Source organism: Burkholderia sp. IT-111MI5, from assembly GCF_949752865.1.
Taxonomy (GTDB): domain Bacteria; phylum Pseudomonadota; class Gammaproteobacteria; order Burkholderiales; family Burkholderiaceae; genus Burkholderia; species Burkholderia pyrrocinia_C.
Window position 1 is genome coordinate 168,184 of the sequence record NZ_CATKIF010000003.1, and the last position, 21,738, is coordinate 189,921.

Annotated in this window: 20 protein-coding genes; 12 read left to right on the top strand and 8 right to left on the bottom strand. The window is 67.9% G+C overall.

The window, feature by feature from the left end:
- Nucleotides 1–62: 62 nt before the first annotated feature.
- The 6 genes from dapC to cls all read left to right on the top strand — a co-directional run bounded on the left by dapC (nt 63) and on the right by cls (nt 6,234).
- On the top strand, nt 63–1,295 hold the full coding sequence (gene dapC, locus ACM6JT_RS02765) for a succinyldiaminopimelate transaminase (RefSeq protein WP_217589398.1): 1,233 nt from the start codon (nt 63–65) through the stop codon (nt 1,293–1,295).
- 44 nt (nt 1,296–1,339) lie between these two features.
- Nucleotides 1,340–2,167 carry a 2,3,4,5-tetrahydropyridine-2,6-dicarboxylate N-succinyltransferase gene (gene dapD, locus ACM6JT_RS02770; protein ID WP_034184734.1) on the top strand — a complete coding sequence of 276 codons (828 nt, stop codon included), beginning with the start codon at nt 1,340–1,342 and terminating at the stop codon, nt 2,165–2,167.
- Nucleotides 2,167–2,535, top strand: coding sequence for an ArsC family reductase (locus ACM6JT_RS02775; protein ID WP_034184733.1), 369 nt, complete (start codon nt 2,167–2,169; stop codon nt 2,533–2,535). The genes dapD and ACM6JT_RS02775 overlap by 1 nt, the downstream gene beginning before the upstream one ends.
- Nucleotides 2,536–2,618: 83 nt before the next feature.
- Nucleotides 2,619–3,758 carry a succinyl-diaminopimelate desuccinylase gene (gene dapE, locus ACM6JT_RS02780; protein ID WP_034184732.1) on the top strand — a complete coding sequence of 380 codons (1,140 nt, stop codon included), beginning with the start codon at nt 2,619–2,621 and terminating at the stop codon, nt 3,756–3,758.
- Nucleotides 3,759–3,769: 11 nt separating this feature from the next.
- A complete protein-coding gene (gene prmB / locus ACM6JT_RS02785) occupies nt 3,770–4,678 on the top strand; it encodes a 50S ribosomal protein L3 N(5)-glutamine methyltransferase (protein ID WP_111016713.1) in 909 nt (302 codons plus the stop codon).
- A 107-nt stretch (nt 4,679–4,785) separates the two neighbouring features.
- The gene (gene cls, locus ACM6JT_RS02790; RefSeq protein WP_034184730.1) at nt 4,786–6,234 is read left to right on the top strand and encodes a cardiolipin synthase; all 1,449 of its coding nucleotides are present in this window, start codon (nt 4,786–4,788) and stop codon (nt 6,232–6,234) included.
- Between the two features lie 63 nt (nt 6,235–6,297).
- On the opposite strand, the gene ACM6JT_RS02795 is transcribed toward cls, so the two are convergent.
- Nucleotides 6,298–6,777 (bottom strand): glutathione peroxidase, encoded by a 480-nt coding sequence (locus tag ACM6JT_RS02795; protein ID WP_414855943.1) that lies wholly within the window; start codon nt 6,775–6,777, stop codon nt 6,298–6,300.
- A 136-nt stretch (nt 6,778–6,913) separates the two neighbouring features.
- Here ACM6JT_RS02795 and ACM6JT_RS02800 point away from each other — a divergent pair, with 136 nt between their 5' ends.
- Complete coding sequence (locus tag ACM6JT_RS02800; protein WP_414855944.1) at nt 6,914–8,845, top strand: ATP-binding cassette domain-containing protein; 1,932 nt, start codon at nt 6,914–6,916, stop codon at nt 8,843–8,845.
- A gap of 166 nt (nt 8,846–9,011) precedes the next feature.
- Here ACM6JT_RS02800 and ACM6JT_RS02805 read toward each other — a convergent pair whose 3' ends face one another.
- From ACM6JT_RS02805 to alr, 3 genes are all read right to left on the bottom strand, one after another.
- On the bottom strand, nt 9,012–9,278 hold the full coding sequence (locus ACM6JT_RS02805) for a DUF2866 domain-containing protein (protein WP_034184728.1): 267 nt from the start codon (nt 9,276–9,278) through the stop codon (nt 9,012–9,014).
- Nucleotides 9,279–9,424: 146 nt separating this feature from the next.
- A complete protein-coding gene (gene radA, locus ACM6JT_RS02810) occupies nt 9,425–10,801 on the bottom strand; it encodes a DNA repair protein RadA (protein WP_072437254.1) in 1,377 nt (458 codons plus the stop codon).
- Between the two features lie 11 nt (nt 10,802–10,812).
- Nucleotides 10,813–11,883 carry an alanine racemase gene (alr, locus tag ACM6JT_RS02815; protein WP_105390452.1) on the bottom strand — a complete coding sequence of 357 codons (1,071 nt, stop codon included), beginning with the start codon at nt 11,881–11,883 and terminating at the stop codon, nt 10,813–10,815.
- 218 nt (nt 11,884–12,101) lie between these two features.
- Between alr and lplT the strand changes: the two genes are divergently transcribed.
- Entirely contained in the window at nt 12,102–13,409 is a 1,308-nt protein-coding gene (gene lplT, locus ACM6JT_RS02820; RefSeq protein WP_034184726.1) for a lysophospholipid transporter LplT, read from the top strand.
- A gap of 58 nt (nt 13,410–13,467) precedes the next feature.
- The gene (gene thiD / locus ACM6JT_RS02825) at nt 13,468–14,277 is read left to right on the top strand and encodes a bifunctional hydroxymethylpyrimidine kinase/phosphomethylpyrimidine kinase (RefSeq protein WP_414855945.1); all 810 of its coding nucleotides are present in this window, start codon (nt 13,468–13,470) and stop codon (nt 14,275–14,277) included.
- Between the two features lie 18 nt (nt 14,278–14,295).
- Here thiD and ACM6JT_RS02830 read toward each other — a convergent pair whose 3' ends face one another.
- Genes ACM6JT_RS02830 through tsaB form a run of 4 tightly spaced genes read right to left on the bottom strand, consistent with a single transcriptional unit; the run spans nt 14,296 to nt 17,657 of the window.
- The gene (locus tag ACM6JT_RS02830; protein WP_414855946.1) at nt 14,296–15,261 is read right to left on the bottom strand and encodes a DUF1853 family protein; all 966 of its coding nucleotides are present in this window, start codon (nt 15,259–15,261) and stop codon (nt 14,296–14,298) included.
- Nucleotides 15,258–16,406 carry a uracil-DNA glycosylase family protein gene (locus ACM6JT_RS02835; protein WP_414855947.1) on the bottom strand — a complete coding sequence of 383 codons (1,149 nt, stop codon included), beginning with the start codon at nt 16,404–16,406 and terminating at the stop codon, nt 15,258–15,260. The genes ACM6JT_RS02830 and ACM6JT_RS02835 overlap by 4 nt, the downstream gene beginning before the upstream one ends.
- Nucleotides 16,393–16,893: a ribosomal protein S18-alanine N-acetyltransferase gene (gene rimI / locus ACM6JT_RS02840; RefSeq protein ID WP_034184722.1), complete on the bottom strand. Its 501-nt coding sequence runs from the start codon at nt 16,891–16,893 to the stop codon at nt 16,393–16,395. Before rimI ends, ACM6JT_RS02835 begins: the two co-directional genes overlap by 14 nt.
- Nucleotides 16,890–17,657, bottom strand: coding sequence for a tRNA (adenosine(37)-N6)-threonylcarbamoyltransferase complex dimerization subunit type 1 TsaB (tsaB, locus tag ACM6JT_RS02845; protein WP_414855948.1), 768 nt, complete (start codon nt 17,655–17,657; stop codon nt 16,890–16,892). Before tsaB ends, rimI begins: the two co-directional genes overlap by 4 nt.
- A 147-nt stretch (nt 17,658–17,804) precedes the next feature.
- Here tsaB and ACM6JT_RS02850 point away from each other — a divergent pair, with 147 nt between their 5' ends.
- From ACM6JT_RS02850 to aceA, 3 genes are all read left to right on the top strand, one after another.
- On the top strand, nt 17,805–18,074 hold the full coding sequence (locus ACM6JT_RS02850) for an acyl-CoA-binding protein (RefSeq protein ID WP_011352486.1): 270 nt from the start codon (nt 17,805–17,807) through the stop codon (nt 18,072–18,074).
- 359 nt (nt 18,075–18,433) lie between these two features.
- A complete protein-coding gene (locus tag ACM6JT_RS02855) occupies nt 18,434–19,975 on the top strand; it encodes a DEAD/DEAH box helicase (protein ID WP_105390448.1) in 1,542 nt (513 codons plus the stop codon).
- A 388-nt stretch (nt 19,976–20,363) separates the two neighbouring features.
- The gene (aceA, locus tag ACM6JT_RS02860; RefSeq protein ID WP_034184719.1) at nt 20,364–21,671 is read left to right on the top strand and encodes an isocitrate lyase; all 1,308 of its coding nucleotides are present in this window, start codon (nt 20,364–20,366) and stop codon (nt 21,669–21,671) included.
- Nucleotides 21,672–21,738 lie beyond the last annotated feature (67 nt).

Sequence of the window (21,738 nt, forward strand, 5' to 3'; positions counted from 1 at the left end):
CGTCGGCGCCCGTTCGCAGCCGCGCGGCACGCCCGCCGCTTCTTTCGCTCCAACCGGCCGCGATGGCCGCTTCGCCCGTGAACCCTCGACTCGACTCGCTCCAGCCCTATCCCTTCGAAAAGCTGCGCGCCCTGTTCAAGGACGTGACGCCCTCCGGCGCCCTCAAACCGATCAGCTTCGGCATCGGCGAGCCCAAGCACCCGACCCCGGCGCTGATCCGCGACGCCGTGGTGGCCGCGCTCGACGGCCTCGCGTCGTACCCGGCCACGGCCGGCTCGGACGCGCTGCGCACGTCGATCGCGCACTGGCTCGAGCGCCGCTACGGGCTGCCGGCGATCGATCCGGCCACGCAGGTGCTGCCCGTGTCGGGGTCGCGCGAGGCGCTGTTCTCGCTCGCGCAGACCGTGATCGACGCGCGCCCGTCCGGGCACGGCGAGAAGGCGATCGTACTCTGTCCGAATCCCTTCTATCAAATTTACGAAGGCGCGGCGCTGCTGGCCGGTGCCGAACCCTATTTCGCGAACAGCGACCCGGCCCGCAACTTCGCGTGCGACTACGCGGCCGTGCCCGACGACGTCTGGGCGCGCACGCAGCTGCTGTACGTGTGCTCGCCGGGCAACCCGACGGGCGCCGTGCTGACGCTCGACGACTGGCGCGAGCTGTTCGCGCTGTCCGACCGCCACGGTTTCGTGATCGCGTCCGACGAATGCTATTCGGAAATCTATTTCGACGAAGCGGCGCCGCCGCTCGGCGGCCTCGAGGCCGCGCACCGCCTCGGCCGCGGCTTCGAGCGGCTCGTGATGCTGTCGAGCCTGTCGAAGCGCTCGAACGTGCCGGGCATGCGCTCGGGCTTCGTCGCCGGCGACGCAGCGCTGCTGAAGAAATTCCTGCTGTACCGCACGTACCACGGCGCGGCGCTGTCGCCGGTCTGGCAGCACGCCAGCATCGCCGCGTGGAACGACGAGGCGCACGTGCGCGAGAACCGCGCGCTGTACCTGCAGAAGTTCAATACGGTCACGCCGATGCTCGCCGACGTGATCGACGTGAAACTGCCCGACGCCGCGTTCTACCTGTGGGCCGACGTATCGCGCACCGGGCTGTCGGACACCGAGTTCGCCCGCCGCCTGTACGCCGACTATAATGTTACGGTTCTGCCCGGCTCGTACCTGGCGCGCGATGCGCACGGGTCGAATCCGGGCCGCGATTTCATCCGGATCGCGCTCGTCGCGGGCACCCCCGAATGCGTCGAGGGCGCGCAACGCATCGTCGATTTCTGCCGTTCTCTCGCGCGGTAATCGTCCATCCCGATCAATTCCATCCATCTCCTGCGAAAACGAACATGTCGCAACAACTTCAGCAAATCATCGATACCGCCTGGGAAAACCGCGCCGAGCTGTCGCCGAAGGCCGCGCCCGCCGACGTCCGCGAGGCCGTCGCGCACGCGATCGAGCAACTCGACAAGGGTGCGCTGCGCGTCGCCGAGAAAATCGACGGCAACTGGACCGTGCATCAGTGGCTGAAGAAGGCCGTGCTGCTGTCGTTCCGCCTGGAGGACAACGCACCGATGGCGGCCGGCGGCTACTCGCAGTTCTACGACAAGGTACCGTCGAAGTTCGCGAACTACACGGCCGAAGACTTCGCCGCGGGCGGCTTCCGCGTCGTCCCGCCGGCCATCGCGCGCCGCGGCTCGTTCATCGCGAAGAACGTCGTGCTGATGCCGTCGTACACGAACATCGGCGCCTACGTCGACGAAGGCACGATGGTCGACACGTGGGCAACGGTCGGTTCGTGCGCGCAGATCGGCAAGAACGTGCACCTGTCGGGCGGCGTCGGCATCGGCGGCGTGCTCGAGCCGCTGCAGGCGAACCCCGTCATCATCGAAGACAACTGCTTCATCGGCGCGCGCTCGGAAGTCGTCGAAGGCGTGATCGTCGAGGAAAACTCGGTGATCTCGATGGGCGTGTACCTCGGCCAGAGCACGAAGATCTACGACCGCGAAACGGGCGAAGTCAGCTACGGCCGCATCCCGGCCGGCTCGGTCGTGGTCGCCGGCAACCTGCCGTCGAAGGACGGTTCGCACAGCCTGTACTGCGCGGTGATCGTCAAGAAGGTCGACGCGAAGACCCGCGCGAAGGTCGGCCTGAACGAGCTGCTGCGAGGCGACTGATGGCGAAGCCGCACACCGTGGTCGTCTATGGCATTCCGAACTGCGACACCGTGAAGAAGGCCCGCGTGTGGCTCGACGATCACGGCGTCGAATTCGAGTTCCACGATTTCAAGAAGCTCGGCGTCAGCGCGCCGCTGGTTGAAGACTGGCTGAAGGACGTGTCGCTCGACGCGCTCGTGAACAAGCGCGGCACCACGTGGCGCGGCCTGGACGACGCGATGAAGGCGGCCGCCGAAACGAAGACCGGCGCGGTTGCGCTGATGATCCACAAGCCGTCGGTCATCAAGCGCCCCGTGCTCGTCGTCAACGGCCGCGTGAAATCGCTCGGCTTCGCGGCCGATCAATACGCGGCGCTGTTTGCCGCATAGGGCCGCCCGCGCTGCGCCCTAGCCCGACGTCATGTCGCTGCCGGCCACCGTGCCGGCATTTTTTATCGAAAGTGGTCCGAACCATGTCCGCCACCCTAGCCCTTACCGAACAGTTGATCGCCCGCGCGTCCGTGACGCCCGACGATCAGCATTGCCAGCAGATCATGACCGAGCGCCTCGCCGCGCTCGGCTTCGAATGCGAGACCATCGCGTCGCACGGCGTGACCAACCTGTGGGCCGTCAAGCGCGGCGCCGACGGCCGCGACGGCAAGCTGCTCGCGTTCGCGGGCCACACCGACGTCGTGCCGACCGGCCCGCTCGAGCAGTGGACCTCGCCGCCGTTCATCCCCGCCCATCGCGACGGCAAGCTGTACGGCCGCGGCGCGGCCGACATGAAGACGTCGCTCGCCGCGTTCGTCGTCGCGTCCGAGGAATTCGTCGCGGCCCATCCCGGCCACCGCGGCGCGATCGCGTTCCTGATCACGAGCGACGAGGAAGGCCCCGCCACCGACGGCACCGTGAAGGTCGTCGAGCTGCTGCAGGCGCGCGGCGAACGTCTCGACTACTGCATCGTCGGCGAGCCGACGTCGACCGCCGAGCTCGGCGACGTCGTCAAGAACGGCCGCCGCGGGTCGATGTCGGGCGAGCTGGTCGTCAAGGGCGTGCAGGGCCATATCGCGTATCCGCACCTCGCGAAGAACCCGATCCACCTGCTCGCGCCGGCGCTCGCCGAGCTCGCCGCCGAGCAGTGGGACGAAGGCAACGAATATTTCCCGCCGACCACCTGGCAGGTGTCGAACCTGCATGCGGGCACCGGCGCGACCAACGTGATCCCCGGCCACGCCGACCTGCTGTTCAACTTCCGGTTCTCGACCGCGAGCACCGTCGAGGGCCTGCAGGCACGCGTGCACGCGATCCTCGACAAGCACGGCCTCGAATACACGCTGAAGTGGTCGGTGAGCGGCCTGCCGTTCCTGACGCCGCGCGGCGAGCTGTCGAATGCGCTGGAAAACGCGATCCGCACCGAGACCGGCATCACGACCGAGCTGTCGACCACGGGCGGCACGTCGGACGGCCGCTTCATCGCGCGCATCTGCCCGCAGGTGATCGAGTTCGGCCCGCCGAACGGCAGCATCCACAAGATCGACGAGCACATCGAAGTGCGCTTCGTCGACCCGCTGAAGAACGTGTACCGCCGCGTGCTCGAACAACTGATCGCCTGATGGAGCCTCGCATGACGACACCTTTTGCAACTGTTCGCGACCTGCTGCGCTACGCGGTCACGCGCTTCTCGAAGGCGAAGCTCGCCTTCGGCCACGGCTCCGACAATGCGTACGACGAAGCGGCCTACCTCGTGCTGCACACGCTCGACCTGCCGCTCGACACGCTGGAGCCGTTTCTCGACGCGCGGCTGCTGCCCGATGAAATCGCGGCCGTGCTCGCCGTGATCGAACGGCGCGCGACCGACCGCGTGCCGGCCGCGTATCTCACGCATGAAGCCTGGATGCATGGCCACCGCTTCTACGTCGACGAACGCGTGATCGTGCCGCGCTCGTTCATCGGCGAGCTGCTCGACGACGGGCTGCAGCCATACGTCGCCGATCCCGAGCAGGTCGGCGCGGTGCTCGAACTGTGCACGGGCTCCGGCTGCCTTGCGATCCTCGCGGCAAGCGCGTTCCCGAACGCCGAGATCGATGCGGTCGACCTGTCCGACAAGGCACTCGAAGTCGCGGAGATCAACGTGCGCGACTACGGCCTCGAAGACCGCATCGCGCTGCACCGCGGCGACCTCTACGCGCCGCTGCCCGCGTTCCGCACCGACCCCGGCGCACGCTACGACGTGATCCTGACGAACCCGCCGTACGTGAACGCGGCGTCGATGGCCGCGCTGCCGCCCGAATACCGGCACGAGCCGGAGATGGCGCTCGCGGGCGGCGACGACGGGATGGACATCGTGCGACGCATCGTCGCCGAAGCACACCGCTGGCTGCACGACGACGGCGTGCTCGTCGTCGAGATCGGCAACGAGCGCGAGCACGTCGAAGCCGCGTTCGGCGGCCTCGAACTCACGTGGCTGCCCACCAGCGCGGGCGACGACACCGTATTCCTGATCCAGGCGTCGGACCTGCCGCGCAAGGGCTGAGCCGCCCGACTCCCCGACCGTGCGGCGCACCACTGCGCCGCACGGTTGGGTAAGATGCGCGTAAGCGGCCGCCGCGCCGCACGACCTCAGGAGTCCGTCACGCGCCCATGACCCTCGACTGGCTACATCTCGGCACCCTGATCCTGACCATCCACGTGCTCGGGATCGTCGCGGCGTGCCACGCGATCATGAACACGCGCACGTCGCAAGGCGCGATCGCTTGGGCCGTCTCGCTCGCCGCGATGCCGTACCTGACGCTCGTTCCATACCTGTTCCTCGGCCGCAGCAAGTTCTCCGGCTACGTCGACGCACGGCGCCACGAGCTGGAACTGTTGCGCACGCACACACCGCGCTCGCCGTGGCTCAGCACCGATGCGGCCGACGCAACCGACGGGCCGGCCGCCGCCGCGCTCGGGCCGGCCGCCGTGCTCGCGCTCACGCGGCTCGGCGGCATGCCGTTCCTCGGCGGCAATTCGGTGCGCACGCTCGTGAACGGCGACGCGACGTTCTCGGCGATCCTGTCGGCGATCGACGGCGCGCGCGACTACGTGGTCGTCCAGTTCTTCATCGTGCGCGACGATGCGCTCGGCCAGATGCTGCGCGACTCGCTGCTGGCGCGTGCGGCGGCCGGCGTGCGCTGCTGCCTGCTGTACGACAGCATCGGCAGCTTCGACCTGCCGCACAGCTACGTCGACACCTTGCGCCGTGGCGGCGTCGAGGTCCATCCGTTCGCGACCAATCGCAAGTTCGTCAACCGCTTCCAGCTCAACTTCCGCAACCATCGCAAGATCGTCGTGGTCGACGGCAATCGCGCGTTCGTCGGCGGCCACAACGTCGGCGTCGAATATCTCGGCGCGAAGCCGCGCCTGTCGCCGTGGCGCGATACGCACATCGAGATCCGCGGCCCCGTGGTCGCAAGCATCCAGTACGTGTTCGCCGAAGACTGGCACTGGGCGACGCAGAAGCTGCCGCCGCTCGCGCTGCCGCCGCCCGCACAGCCCGGCGACGGCATGCATTGCCTCGTGGTGCCGATGGGGCCGGCCGACAAGCAGGAAACCGGCTCGCTGTTCTTCGTCGAGGCGATCAATGCCGCGCGCGAGCGGATCTGGATCACCTCGCCGTACCTCGTCCCCGACGAAGCCGTGCTCTCAGCGCTGAAGCTCGCGGTGATGCGCGGCGTCGACGTGCGCATCCTGATCCCGAGCCGGCGCGATCACTACGTGGTGTTCGAGGCGTCGAAGCTGTACGCGCGCGACCTGATCGACGCGGGCGTCAAGGTGTTCCGCTACCGGCCCGGCTTCCTGCACCAGAAGGTGGTGCTGATCGACCGCATCGCGGCGGCGATCGGCAGCGCGAATCTCGACAACCGCTCGTTCCGACTCAACTTCGAGATCATGGTGCTGACCGTCGACCGCGCATTCGCCGACGAGGTCGAGACGATGCTAGATGCCGACTTCGCGCAGGCGTACGGCGTCGATGCGAACGAATACCGCCAGTCGCCCGCATGGCGGCGGATCGCGATGCACGTCGCGCGGCTGTTCGCGCCGATCCTGTAGCCGCAGGAAGGACGGCAGCGCCGGCGCGATCCGCACCGGCACGGCGCACGTCGCCCCACGGCGTCACAGCAGCTTGTCGATATCCGCGGCGATTTCGTCGGGCTTGGTCGACGGCGCGTAGCGCTTGACGATGCGCCCTTCGCGGTCGATCAGGAATTTCGTGAAATTCCACTTGATCGCCTTGAGGCCGAGAATGCCGGGTGCCTCGTCGGTCAGGTAGCGGTACAGCGGATGCGCATGGTCGCCCTTCACGTCGATCTTCGCGAACATCGGGAACGTGACGCCGTAATTGCGCTCGCAGAACGCGCCGATCTGCGCGGCATCGCCGGGCTCCTGCTTGCCGAACTGGTTGCACGGGAAGCCGAGCACGAAGAAGCCGCGCGCCGCGTACTGGTCGTACAGTTTCTGCAGGCCCGCGTATTGCGGCGTGAAACCGCACTCGCTCGCGGTGTTGACGATCAGCAGCACCTTGCCGCGATACGCGTCGAGCGAAGCCGGCGCGCCGGCGAGCGTCTCTGCGCTGAACGAATACAGGGTGGACATCGGGCACTCCTTTTACGAAACCGGATCGACCTGGAGTCTAGGCGAAATCGCGCCGTTGCGGCATCCGCCGAGCGGCCGATGCCCGGCAAGAGCGGCGCGCAGTCTAGAATAGCGGTTTTGGCCAGTCATTTCCGCCGTGATCCGTTTCAATCAGTTCAGCCTTGCGCGAGGCACCAAGCCGCTGTTCGAGTCGACCTCGTTCGTGCTCAATCCCGGCGAGAAAGCCGGCCTGATCGGCGCGAACGGCGCCGGCAAGTCGACGCTGTTCGCGGTCCTGCGCGGCGAGCTGCACTCGGACGCCGGCGATTTCTCGATGCCGCCGTCGTGGCGGATCGCCCACGTGTCGCAGGAAACGCCCGCGGTCGACCGCTCGGCGCTCGACTACACACTCGACGGCGACGCCGCGCTGCGCGAGATCGAGGCACGCATCGCCGCCGCGTCCGCCGCGCATGACGGCGCCGCCGAAGCCGACGCGCACGCAGCCTTCGCCGATGCCGACGGCTACACCGCGCCCGCCCGCGCCGAAGCGCTGCTGCTCGGCCTCGGCTTCACGCTCGCCCAGACACGCGAGCCCGTCGCCAGCTTCTCCGGCGGCTGGCGCATGCGCCTGAACCTCGCGCAGGCGCTGATGTGCCGCTCCGACCTGCTGCTGCTCGACGAACCGACCAACCACCTCGACCTCGACGCGATCGTCTGGCTCGAAGACTGGCTGCACCGCTACCCCGGCACGCTCGTCGTGATCTCGCACGACCGCGAATTCCTCGATTCGATCTGCAACGTCACGCTGCACCTGGAAAACCGCCAGGTGAAGCGCTACGGCGGCAACTACTCGCAATTCGAAGTGCTGCGCGCGCAGCAACTGGCGCTGCAGCAAAGCGCATACGAAAAGCAGCAGAAGACGATCGAGCACCTGCAGAGCTTCGTCGACCGCTTCAAGGCCAAGGCCACCAAGGCCAAGCAGGCGCAAAGCCGGATGAAGGCGCTCGAGAAGATGGAGCTGATCGCGCCCGCGCACATCGCGTCGCCGTTCACGTTCGAATTCCGCACGCCCGACGCCGCGCCGAACCCGATGATGGTGATGGAAGACGTCCGCTGCGGCTACCATGCCGACAACGGCGCGGACATCCCGATCGTCGAACGCGTGGCGCTGTCGATCCAGAACGGGCAGCGCATCGGCCTGCTCGGCGCGAACGGCCAGGGCAAGTCGACGCTGATCAAGACGCTGGCCGGCACGCTCGCGCCGCTGTCGGGCGACGTCCGCGAGGGCAAGGGGCTGACGATCGGTTATTTCGCACAGCATCAGCTCGAAACGCTGCGCGAGGACGATTCGCCGCTCGCGCATCTCGCGCGGCTCGCACCCGACACGCGCGAGCAGGAGCTGCGCGACTTCCTCGGCGGCTTCAATTTCTCGGGCGACATGGCGACCAGCGCCGTCGGCCCGTTCTCGGGCGGAGAAAAGGCGCGCCTCGCGCTCGCGCTGATCATCTGGCAGAAGCCGAACCTGCTGCTGCTCGACGAACCGACGAACCACCTCGATCTCGAAACGCGCCACGCGCTGACGATGGCGCTCGCGCAGTTCGAAGGCACGCTGATCCTCGTATCGCACGACCGCCACCTGCTGCGCGCGACGACCGACCAGTTCATGCTGGTCGCGAAGCACCGGCTGCAGCCGTTCGACGGCGACCTCGACGATTACCGCGACTGGCTGCTGCAGCATGCGGCCGAGCAGCGCGCGGCCGCGAAGGCCGACAGCGCGGCTGGGTCGGGCGCGGGCGCCGCGGCGAACCGCAAGGACCAGAAGCGTCAGGCCGCCGAGGAGCGGCAGCGCCTGTCGGTGTTGAAAAAACCGCTGCAGACGCGCATCACGAAGCTCGAAAAGGAAATGGAGACGCTGCACGCGGAGAAGGCGCGCCTCGACGCGTTCGTCGCCGATCCGGCGAGCTACGAGGCCGCGCGCAAGACGGAGCTGACCGACGCGATCCGCAAGCTCGGGGACGTCAACACGCGTCTCGAAACGATCGAGGCCGACTGGCTCGCCGCGCACGAAGAGCTCGAACAGATCGGCTGAACGCGGCCGCAGTGCAGCCGGCCGGCGCCGCCGGCCAGGCACGCCGGCGGCACCGGTTCTTCGACAAGCCATCGGGCCCGCGCCGGGCCCGCATGCGACAAGGCCGGGCGCACTGGCCCGGCCTTTTTACTGCCTTTGTCCGTCGGTTCGCAGGCCGCCTGCCGGCTCAACGCCGCGGCAACGTATCGCGTGGCAGTTGCTCGTCGTCGCCCATCAGGTACCGGCGCCCTTCGGTCGGCCGCCGGATCGCCGCGGCGACCTCCGCTTCGGTCACGTCCTCGGACACGACCTTGCGCGCCAGGCGCCCTTCCTCGTCGATCCATTCGACGATCCGGCATCCGCCGCCCCAGGGCTGGCGAATCGGCTCCGACACGCGGCAGCCGCGCAGATTGTAAAGGCGTCCGCCCGGCGCTTCCCCATACGATTTCAACATAGGTTCCCTTCGCATTGCGCGGTTCGACAATCCGGCAAAGGATAGGGAAAAGCGATGTCCGGCGGGTTACATCAGCCTACATATTCTTTACAGAGAATTACGCGACAGATCGCCGGCAGCCACAGCCCGCGCGGCGGCCGGGCCGATCACTCGAGATCGCGCACGCGGTCGATCGCCTGCTCGATCCGTTCGACGGCCATCACGTTCAGCCCTTCGATCGGCTGTTTCGGCGCATTCGCCTTCGGGATCAGCGCGGCCGTGAAGCCGAGCTTCGCCGCCTCGCGCAGCCGCTCCTGCCCGCGCGGGGACGGCCGGATCTCGCCCGCCAGCCCCACTTCGCCGAACACGATCAGCCCCTTCGGCAGCGCCTTGTTGCGCATCGACGAATGGATCGCGAGCAGCACCGCGAGGTCGGCGGCCGGCTCGGTGATCTTCACGCCGCCCACTGCATTGAGGAACACGTCCTGGTCGAAGCACGCGATGCCCGCGTGCCGGTGCAGCACCGCGAGCAGCATCGCGAGCCGGTTCTGTTCGAGGCCGACCGCGAGCCGGCGCGGGTTCGGCACGTGCGCGGTATCGACCAGCGCCTGGATTTCGACGAGCAGCGGGCGCGTGCCTTCCTGCGTGACGAGGACGCACGAGCCGGGCACGATCTGCTCGTGCTGCGACAGGAACAGCGCGGACGGATTCGCGACGCCGCGCAGCCCGCGCTCGGTCATCGCGAACACGCCGAGTTCGTTGACCGCGCCGAAGCGGTTCTTGAACGCGCGCACGAGCCGGAACGACGAATGCGTGTCGCCCTCGAAATACAGCACCGTGTCGACGATGTGCTCGAGCACGCGCGGGCCGGCCAGGTTGCCCTCCTTCGTCACGTGCCCGACCATGATGATCGCGGTGCCCGACTGTTTCGCGATGCGCGTGAGCTGCGCCGCGCATTCGCGCACCTGCGCGACCGAGCCCGGCGCCGACGTGAGCGCTTCCGAATAGACGGTCTGGATCGAGTCGATCACGGCCACGTCGGGCCGCTCCGCGTCGATCGCGGCCTGGATCTTTTCGAGCTGGATCTCGGCGAGCAGCTGCAGCTCGGCCGCCGGCGTGCCGCCGTCGAGCAGCGCAAGCCGTTGCGCGCGCAACGCGATCTGCGCGGCCGATTCCTCGCCGCTGATATAGAGCGCGCGCCGTTCGCTCGCGATGTCCGCGAGCGACTGCAGCAGCAGCGTCGACTTGCCGATGCCCGGGTCGCCGCCGATCAGCACGACGCCGCCGGGGACCAGCCCGCCGCCGAGCACGCGGTCGAATTCGCCGATGCCGGTCGAGAAGCGCGGCACGTCGGCCGCTTCGATGTCGACGAGGCGCTGGACGGGCGCCCGCTTCGCGAGCGACTGGAAACGGTGGGCCGACGGCGACTCGGCGACCGATTCGACCAGCGTATTCCAGGCCTGGCACGACGGACACTGCCCCTGCCACTTCGGGGTCTGCCCGCCGCACTCGCTGCAGACGTAGACGGTTTTCTGTTTGGCCACGCGCAACGCCCTTATTCCGCGCGCACGGGCACGCGGCCGGCGACCGCGCACATCAGCTCGTAGCCGATCGTGCCGCAATGACGGGCGACGTCGTCGATCGGCAGTGTATTGCCCCACAGCTCGACGCGCGCACCGACGCCGGCCTGCGGGCACGGAGTCAGGTCGACGGTGATCATGTCCATCGACACGCGGCCGACGATACGCGTGCGGATGCCGTCGACAATCACGGGCGTGCCTTCCGGCGCGACGCGCGGATAGCCGTCCGCGTAGCCGCACGCGACGACGCCGATCCGCATCGGCGCCTGCGCGGAGAACGTCGAGCCATAGCCGATGGCCTGGCCTTTCCCGATCGTTTGCACCGCGATCAGCTCGGACGCGAGCGTCATCGCGGGTTTCAGCCCCGTGTCGGCGATATCGGACGACAGCCCGGACGGCGACGCGCCGTACAGCACGATCCCCGGCCGCACCCAGTCGAAATGCGTGTCGGGATGCCACAGCACGGCGGCCGAATTCGCGAGACTGCGCGCGCCGGCGATGTTTTCCGCGCCGCGCTCGAACGTCGCGAGCTGCTCGGCGACGCCGCGCTCGTTGTCCGCGTCCGAAAAATGGGTCATCAACGTAATCTGGCCGATACCGGGGCACGCGCGGGCGCGCTCCCAGGCCGCGCGGTATTTTTCCGGAAGGTAGCCGAGCCGGTTCATCCCGCTGTTCATCTTGAGCTGCACGTTGACGGGCTTCGACAGCCGCGCCGTTTCCAGCATCCGCATCTGCTCGTCGTTGTGGACGGTCGTCGTCAGGCTGTAGCGGTCGATCACGTCGATGTCGGTCGACCGGAAGAAGCCTTCGAGCAGCAGGATCGGGCCGGCCCAGCCGAGCTCGCGCAGCTTCACGGCCTCGTCGAGGTCGAGCAGGCCGAAGCCGTCGGTGCCGCGCAGGCCGGGAAACACGCGGGCGAGACCGTGGCCGTACGCGTTGGCCTTGACGACCGCCCAGACCTTGGACGGGCCGGCAAAGCGGCGGACGACGGAGAGATTGTTCGCGAGAGCGGCGGTGTGGATGGTGGCGGAGATCGGGCGCGGCATGGGAAATTTACGTAAAGACGCTTGCGAATCATCAGCTTACCGCGCCTTTTGAGCACCGAAGCCGACAATTTGCGGAACGATCGGGGAATCTTGCTAGTCCGAATTGGCGTATTTTCATGTTATAAAGCCGTGCGCACAACCCATTTCGAACGGAATAAGCCGATCGCATATCAGGCGGCCTACGCGGCCCTGCCGCAGCGACGAAAGCATCGCATCAGATGAAAAAAGGTTTTTACACCATCATGGCCGCGCAGTTTTTCTCGTCGCTGGCCGACAATGCGCTTCTCATCGCCGCCATCGCCCTGCTGAAAGACCTCCACGCCCCCAACTGGATGACACCGCTGCTGAAGCTGTTCTTCGTGTTGTCCTATGTGGTGTTGGCGGCGTATGTCGGTGCTTTCGCGGATTCGCGCCCCAAGGGGCGCGTGATGTTCATCACCAACTCGATCAAGGTGGTCGGCTGCATGATCATGCTGTTCGGCGCCCACCCGCTGATCGCGTACGGGATCGTCGGATTTGGCGCGGCGGCCTACTCGCCCGCCAAATACGGGATTCTCACCGAGCTGCTGCCGGCCGATCGGCTGGTCGCCGCGAACGGCTGGATCGAAGGCACGACCGTCAGCTCGATCATCCTCGGCACCGTGCTCGGCGGCGCGCTGATCAGTCCGCACATCGCATCGCACGTGATCGCGCACACGCCCCGCTGGATCGGCACGCCCGCCGAAGCGGCGATGGCCATCATCATGGCGATCTACGTGATCGCCGCGCTGTTCAACCTGCGCATTCCCGATACGGGCGCCCGCTATCCGAAGCAGGAACGCGGCCCGGTCAAGCTCCTCACGGATTTCGCCGACTGCTTCATGGTGCTGTGGCGCGACAAGCTCGGCCAGATCTCGCTGGCGGTCACGACGCTGTTCTGGGGCGCGGGCGCGACGCTGCAGTTCATCGTGCTGAAATGGGCCGAGGTGTCGCTCGGCATGTCGCTGTCGGAAGGCGCGATCCTGCAGGCCGTGGTCGCGGTCGGCGTCGCGGCCGGCGCGATCGCCGCCGCCGCCCGGATCCCGCTGAAGAAGTCGCTGACCGTGCTGCCCGTCGGCATCATCATGGGCATCGCGGTGATGCTGATGGCGTTCTACACGCGCGACCTGTTCCCGTCGAACTGGGCCGTGCACTTCGGCCACCTGCGCATGCCGGTCTACCTGATCGTCGCGTACATCTTCCTGATGTGCGTCGGCGCGCTGTCGGGCTACTTCGTCGTGCCGATGAACGCGCTGCTGCAGCACCGCGGCCACGTGCTGCTGTCGGCCGGCCATTCGATCGCGGTGCAGAACTTCAACGAGAACCTGTCGGTGCTCGTGATGCTGTGCCTGTATGCGGTGCTCGTGTGGCTCGACGTGCCGGTCGGTGTCGTGATCGTGCTGTTCGGCACGTTCGTCTGCCTGACGATGTGGCTCGTGATGCGCCGCCACCAGGCGAACCAGCGTCAGTTCGACTCGGTCGCGCTGATCGGCGAAGCGCGGCACTGACGCTACACTTTCCGTTTCCGTCCGCCGGCGCCGGTCTTCGAACCGGCGCGTTGCCATCATGACGCACCCGATACCCAACATCCTGACGATCGCCGGCTCCGATTCGGGCGGCGGCGCAGGCATCCAGGCCGACCTGAAGACGTTTTCCGCGCTCGGTGCGTACGGCGCCAGCGTGATCACCGCGCTGACCGCGCAGAACACGCGCGGCGTGACGGGCGTGCACGCGCCGGACGCCGCGTTCGTGACCGCGCAGCTCGACGCGGTGTTCAGCGACATCCGCATCGACGCGGTCAAGATCGGGATGCTCGCGAACGCGGCGATCGTGCACGCGGTGGCCGACGCGCTGCGCCGTTACGCGCCGCGCTTCGTCGTGCTCGACACGGTGATGATCTCGAAGAGTTCGCACGCGCTGCTCGCACCCGACGCGGTCGATGCGCTGCGCGACGCGCTGCTGCCGCTGGCGACCGTCGTCACGCCGAACCTGCCCGAAGCGGCCGCGCTGCTCGGCGACGCTCCCGCTACCACCGAAGACGACATGGTCCGACAAGGCCAGGCGTTGCTGCAGACGGGCGCGCGCGCCGTGCTGATGAAAGGCGGCCACCTGCCCGACGCGGCCGCGAGCCCCGACTGGCTCGTCGATGCGGCGCACACCGTGCGGCTCGACGGCCCGCGCGTGCCGGTCAGCAACACGCACGGCACGGGCTGCACGCTGTCGTCGGCGATCGCCGCGCAGCTGCCGCAGCAGCCCGACCTCGAAAGCGCGGTGCGCGAAGCGAAGGCCTACCTGACCGGCGCAATCGCCGCGAGCGGCCGCCTCGACGTCGGCCACGGCGTCGGCCCGGTTCATCACTTCCATCGCTGGTGGTAAGCGTCGCCTGACGCGGCGTCAGTCGTCCTGCGCCGCGAACGCCTGCGCACGCGCCGGCCAGTCGTCCGGCACGACGAAGCCGCGCGCCGTCTCGCGCCACGTGCGATCGCCGCCCTGCTCATAAATGCCGATCAAGTCGGGGGCCTGACGCGTCGCCAGCACGGGCGGCAGCTCGAGTGCGGCCGCGAGCGGTTCGGGTTCGAAGCCGGCGTCGGCGGCAACACGCCGCGGCGCGAGCCAAGCAAGCCGCGGCAACACGCTCCACGCAACGCCTGCACGCTGCGCGGCCGCCCACGCCGGCCACTGCGCATGCGTCAGCCAGAAACCGCGCGGGTGATCCGGCGAGATTTCGGCGGACACCGGCGGCAACGGTGCGCCGTGCGGATAGAACAGCCAGCCCCTGATGAACATCTGCGCGTCGGACGGCGCGCCGTAGCCGAGCAGCGCAAACCCGGCGCGATCGCCGAGCCGCAACTGGTGGTCGAGCAGCCGGCTGCGCTTGCGGTCGAACCGGTCGACGAGATTGGGCCCGACGAAGTCGGCGAGCGACGCGCCGGCGCGCACCGGCGCGCACAGATAGCACTTCACCGCGAGCTCCCAGTGCAGGCGCTGCCCGCCCGGCGCGTCGACGAGAAAATCGACTTCGCCGAGCGTCAGGCCGTTGCTGCGCAGCGGGAGATTGGCCGCGACGAGCCGCAGCGACGGCCCGTGCGTGAGGAAATACTCGAGCAGGCATTCGGCGTAGCGGCCGAGCCGGGTGGGCCGCAACCCGGCGAGCGCGAGGTGCAGCGGCTCGGGCGCCGCATCGAGCGCGGCGAGCCATGCTTCGACGGCCGACTGTCCGGCCGCATCCGGCCACGGATGCGCGAGCGGCGCGCCGGGTGCCGCGGTCAGCAGGCTCGGGCTCGCGAGCAGCCAGCCCAGATCGCGAACCGCGGCGTCGCGCAGCGTATCGACGAATGCGAACGCCGCGCCGGTCGTCATTGCCCGGCCGGCCCGTTCGCGTCGCTACCGTCTGCGCGACGGAACGTGTCGCGCGCGAGGCACAGGTCGGTCCACGCCTTCGACTTGTCCTGCAAGCTGCGCAACAGGTACGCCGGGTGGTAGGTGACGATCACCGGCACGCCTTCGTACGCATGCACGCGGCCGCGCAGCGACGCGATGCTGGCGTCCGTCTTCAGCAACGTCTGCGCGGCGAAGCGCCCGAGCGCGACGATCAGTTTCGGCTTCACGAGCGCGACCTGGCGCTGCAGATAAGGCTCGCAGCTTGCAACTTCGTCCGGTTCCGGATTTCGGTTGCCGGGCGGCCGGCACTTGATCACGTTCGCGATATACACGTTGTCGCCGCGCTTGAGCGCCAGCGACTGCAGCATGTTGTCGAGCAGCTTGCCGGCCTGGCCGACGAACGGCTCGCCCTGCTTGTCCTCGTTCTCGCCAGGCGCTTCGCCAATCAGCATCCAGTCCGCTTCACGGTCGCCGACGCCGAACACGGTGTTGGTCCGCTTCTCGCACAGCCGGCAGTGGGTGCAGTCGCGCACGCGCGCGGCCAGCGCATCCCAGTCGAGCATCGCGACCGGCGTTCCGGCGGGACGCGGTTCGGCTGCCGGCATGGGCTCGCCCGGCGGTGCCGCGTCGAACCACGCGAAATCGTCTTCTCCGACAGGCGGCGCGTCATCCATCGGCGGCATTGCATCGGCTGAAGCCGCCGGCGCGAGCATGCGATCGCCATCGACGACACGACGCGCCGGTGCATCCGGAGCCGGTATGCCCGATGCCGGTACGCCCGATGCCGGTACGCCCGATGCCGGTACGCCCGATGTCGGTACACCCGATGTCGGCATGCCCGATGCCGGTATGCCCGATGCCGGTATGCCCGATGCCGGTATGCCCGGCTCGCGAGCCGGCGAGGCCTCGGCGGCTCGCACGACCGCCGGCGGCGCATCGTCTTGCACCGGGGCACGCACCGCGCGCGCCGGCCGATCGGCCGCAACGACGGAAACGTCGTCCGCCGCCCCGGTTTGCGCGACGGGGGCCGCGTCGGCTGCCGCGCCTTCGTCCGCGCGCTGCCCGCGCCGCACCCAGATCTGCGCGAGGCCCATTTCCTCGAGCACCGCTTCAGCCCACGCCATGCGCGTCCCCCTCGTCCTTGTTCAGCGTCAGACGCATCACGATCGCGTCCTCCCGGCTGCGATGCTTCGCCGGATAGTAGTTCTTGCGCCGGCCGATCGTCACGAAGCCGAAACGCTCGTACAGATGAATCGCGCGCGGATTGGACGGCCGCACCTCGAGCAGCACGCCGTCGAGCCGCTCCGCGCGCGAAATGCGCACGGCCTCGCGCAGCAGTGCGAGGCCCGCGCCCGCGCGCTGCGCGGCCGGCGCGACGCACAGGTTCAGCAGGTGCATCTCGTCGATCACGGGCATCAGCACGCAATAGCCGATCAGCGAACCCGTCACGTGCCGCAGGCACACGCCCAGATAGCCGTTGCGCAACGAATCCTCGAAGTTGCCGCGGCTCCACGGGAATTCGTACGCGACCTGCTCGATCGCAACGACCTCGTCGAGATCCGCGTCCGTCATCGGCGCCAGATAGCGGTCGCTCAGCAATACACCCGTCATCCCTTCGCTCCGCCCGTCTGCGCGGCCCGTGCCGCGATCCGCTCGGCAGTCGTCTGCGCGACCTTGTCGCGCACGTATTCGGGCGCGGCCTGATCGGCCGCCACCGTGCGCCCGGCGCGGAACGCGCGCAGCGCGGCATGCGCGACCGCCAGCGCATGCGGCAATGCTTCGCCGTCGATCACGGCCGCGCGCGCCGCGGCCGGCAACTGCGCGCCGAACGCGGCAGCCGCATTGCCCGCGAGCGTGAACGGCGCGTCGGGCACGCCGACGGCGCCCGGCACATCGAGCGACGCCGGATGCAGCGTGCGCCAGTCGCCGGCGCTGTCGTCCCACGCGAAGTCCGCCCAGTAGGCTTCGTCCATCCGCGCGTCCAGCGCGGCAAGCACGCGGGTCGTGCCGGGCGCGCGCAGCCGCGCGTGCTCCGCGCACGCGAGCAGCGTGCCGATCGGCACGACCGGCAGCCCGCTCCCGAACGCGAGTCCCTGGGTAATGCCGGTCGCGGTACGCAGGCCGGTGAACGAGCCGGGGCCGGCGCCGAACGCGATCGCGTCGCAGTCGGCGAGCGTCAGCCCGGATTCGGCGAAAAGCTCCTGGATCGCCGGCAGCACGCGCGTGCTCGACACGGCGCCCGTCTGTTCGTGGCGGACCCAGGTTTGCGGGGTGGAAACGGCGTCATCGGCATGGGCCGAGCGCAGCAGCGCGACCGAGCAGTATTCGGTCGACGTATCGATGGCGAGGAGCACTGTTTGCGTCATGGCCGACATTGTAATGCGGCACCCCGCTCCCACGGGCGATCGGGCCCGATCTGTGCGCGCGTTCGGCGCCGACGGCGGTTTGGAAGGATCGCTCGACCCCGCGCGGCGGTCCGCTTGTTAAGATCGCCCGACCTGAAACCCTTACGGAGACACCCGATGAGCGAACTCACCGCCCAATTCGATCAGGCCCAGATCGACGTCAAGCAACTGACGGAACGCCCGGGCAACCTGACCCTGCTGCGCCTGTACGCGCTCTTCAAGCAGGCAACCGACGGCGATGCGCACGGAGACAAGCCCGGCTTCACCGACATCGTCGGCAAATACAAGTACGACGCATGGGATGCGTTGAAGGGCACGTCGCAGGATGCCGCGAAGCAGCAGTACATCGAACTCGTCGAATCGCTGAAAAACGGCACGGCTTCCTGACCGAACCACGCCGTTCGCAATAGGCAATCAAATCAGTGGCGCAGCGCAGCAAATCTCTTTATAATGCGGCCTGCGTCACCCCCGCGCTCGGCTCGCTTGCCGTTCCGGCCCGACGCCTCGTAGCGTTAAGCTCCAATCCGGTTTAGAACCTGTCCCCTCCTGCTTCGACCCTCGCGGTCGTCACTTATCAGGCTGGCGGCCCCGCTCCTGAAGCGCGCCGCACCCAAAACAGCTTCTAATGCCTCATCCGCCGACTGTTCGGCGGATTGCACCCGTTTCCCGATTTGCTCGCTGAATCCGACGACTTGGGTATGCGCGATTGGCGCCGACGTTTCACCCACTGTGTTTCAAGGATTGTTATGACTTCGAGCATCAACTCCAGCCCGCTCAACGCGATCGCCGACCAGGCGCTCGGTCTCGACGACGCCGCCGTACCGGCCGCGGTCGAACCGGCGTCGGACGAGCCGAGCTTCGCGTCGCTCGGGTTGTCGCCGGAGATCGTCTCCGCGCTGCAGGCCGCCGGCTATGTGAAGCCGACGCCGGTCCAGCAGCGCGCGATTCCGGCCGGCATCGCCGGCCGCGACCTGCTGGTGTCGAGCCCGACCGGTTCGGGCAAGACGGCCGCATTCATGCTGCCCGCGATCGAACGCTTCGCGCAGCTCCAGAAGACGCTGGCGCAGCAACCGCGCGCGCCGCGCGAACCGAACCAGGGCGACCGCCGCGTGCGCCGCCCGCAACCCGTCGCGCGCCCGGGCCTGCTCGTGCTGACGCCGACCCGCGAACTCGCGATGCAGGTCACCACGGCCGCATCGACCTACGGCAAGCACCTGAAGCGCCTGCGCACGGTCAGCATCCTCGGCGGCGTCGCCTACGGCCAGCAGCTGATGCTGCTCGCGAAGAACCCCGAAATCCTGGTCGCCACGCCGGGCCGCCTGCTCGACCACCTCGAGCGCGGCCGCATCGACCTGTCCGAACTGAAGATGCTCGTGCTCGACGAAGCCGACCGCATGCTCGACATGGGCTTCATCGACGATATCGAAACGATCGTCGCCGCGACGCCCGCGTCGCGCCAGACGATGCTGTTCTCGGCCACGCTCGACGGCAAGATCGGTTCGCTGACGAGCCGCCTGCTGAAGGATCCCGAGCGCATCGAGATCCAGCAGCGCCTCGAGTCGCGCGCGAACATCGCGCAGACCGTGCACTACGTCGACGACCGCGACCACAAGGATCGCCTGCTCGATCACCTGCTGCGCGACGACGCGCTCGACCAGGCGATCATCTTCACGGCGACCAAGATCGACGCCGACCAGCTCGCCGGCCGTCTCGCCGACGCAGGCTTCGAATCGGCCGCGCTGCACGGCGACCTGCCGCAGGGCGCGCGTAACCGCACGATCCGTGCGCTGCGCGAGCGCCGCGTGCGCGTGCTGGTCGCGACCGACGTCGCGGCACGCGGCATCGACATCCCGGGCATCACGCACGTGTTCAACTACGACCTGCCGAAGTTCGCGGAAGACTACGTGCACCGTATCGGCCGTACGGGCCGTGCGGGCCGCTCGGGTATCGCGGTGAGCCTCGTGCACCACGCCGAACAGGGCGCGCTCAAGCGCATCGAGCGCTTCGTGCGCTCGCCGCTGCCGGTCAACGTGATCGAAGGTTTCGAGCCGCGCAAGTCGGCGCCCCCGCGCGGCGGCAACGGCGGCCGCGGCCGTCCGGGCGGCGGTAACGGCGGCGGCCGACGTTTCGGCGGCAAGCCGGGCGGCGGTCATGGCGGCAACGGCCGCAGCTACGGCGGCGGCAATGGCGGCGGCTGGAGCGGCAAGCCGGGCGGCAGCCGCGACGGCGGCCCGCGTCGCGACGGCCAGCGCAGCAGCGGCCCGCGCCGCGGCAATTCCGCGTCGTAAGCACGCACGGGCGGCCGCCCCACCGATGGCCGCCCCGCCAATCCAGCCGACCGGCGCATCTGCGCCGGTTTTTTTTCGTCCCGCCGCACATTTCACGATACGAAAAATTTTTTTGTGTCGTAAAAAATCATGCTGCGTGGCACAACCCAGACGATTGCGGGATGGGAAAAAGCATTTCTTATCCCGAAATCAAGAATTCAAATAATTGATTTAAAACAACTAAAAATTTACGCACTTTCTGATACAGCCGCTGTTTCGCTCCCGTCGATTTGCCTAGACTCTTATACAAGACTTCACGAAACGGAACGCGCCGCTTCCCGCTTCGAGAACAGCATCCGCACCGTCAGATTCGACCCATTAGGCAACACACCGCATCAAGGAGCTCATCATGTCGCGTCAGCAACAGGCACAGGAACTGCAAAAGCAATGGGAAACCGATCCGCGCTGGAAAGGCATCAAGCGCGGCTACTCGGCCGAGGACGTGGTCCGCCTGCGCGGCTCGATCCCGATCGAGCACACGCTGGCCAGGCGCGGCGCGGAAAAGCTGTGGGGCCTCATCAACAACGAACCGTTCGTCAACGCACTCGGCGCGCTGACCGGCAACCAGGCGATGCAGCAGGTGAAGGCCGGCCTGAAGGCCATCTACCTGTCCGGCTGGCAAGTGGCCGGCGACGCGAACGTCGCGGGCGAAATGTACCCGGACCAGTCGCTGTACCCGGCGAACTCGGTGCCGCTCGTCGTGAAGCGCATCAACAACACGCTGACGCGCGCCGACCAGATCCAGTGGTCGGAAGGCAAGAACCCGGGCGACGAAGGTTATGTCGACTTCTTCGCGCCGATCGTGGCCGACGCGGAAGCCGGTTTCGGCGGCGTGCTGAACGCGTTCGAACTGATGAAGGCGATGATCGAGGCAGGCGCATCGGGCGTTCACTTCGAAGACCAGCTCGCTTCGGTGAAGAAGTGCGGCCACATGGGCGGCAAGGTGCTCGTGCCGACGCGCGAAGCCGTCGCGAAGCTGTCGGCTGCGCGTCTCGCGGCCGACGTGATGGGCACGCCGACCGTGCTGGTCGCACGTACCGACGCGGAAGCGGCCGACCTGATCACGTCCGACGTCGACGACAACGACAAGCCGTTCCTGACGGGCGAGCGCACGGTGGAAGGTTTCTTCCGCACGAAGCCGGGCCTCGAGCAGGCGATCTCGCGCGGCCTCGCGTACGCGCCGCATGCCGACCTGATCTGGTGCGAAACCGGCAAGCCGGATCTCGAGTACGCGAAGAAGTTCGCGGAAGCGATCCACAAGCAGTTCCCGGGCAAGCTGCTGTCGTACAACTGCTCGCCGTCGTTCAACTGGAAGAAGAACCTCGACGACGCGACGATCGCGAAATTCCAGAAGGAACTCGGCGCGATGGGCTACAAGTTCCAGTTCATCACGCTGGCCGGCTTCCATGCGCTGAACTACTCGATGTTCAACCTCGCGCACGGCTATGCCCGCACGCAGATGAGCGCGTTCGTCGAACTGCAGCAGGCCGAGTTCGCGGCAGCCGACAAGGGTTTCACGGCCGTCAAGCACCAGCGTGAAGTCGGCACCGGCTACTTCGACGCGGTGACGCAGACGGTCGAACGCGAAGCATCGACGACCGCGCTGCACGGCTCGACCGAAGACGAACAGTTCTTCGACGGCAAGAAGGTCGCGTAACGCGCGCAAGCGGCGCGGCATCGGCAACAGAACAAAAATCAGGGAGGAGACGGCAGGCGCGCGATGC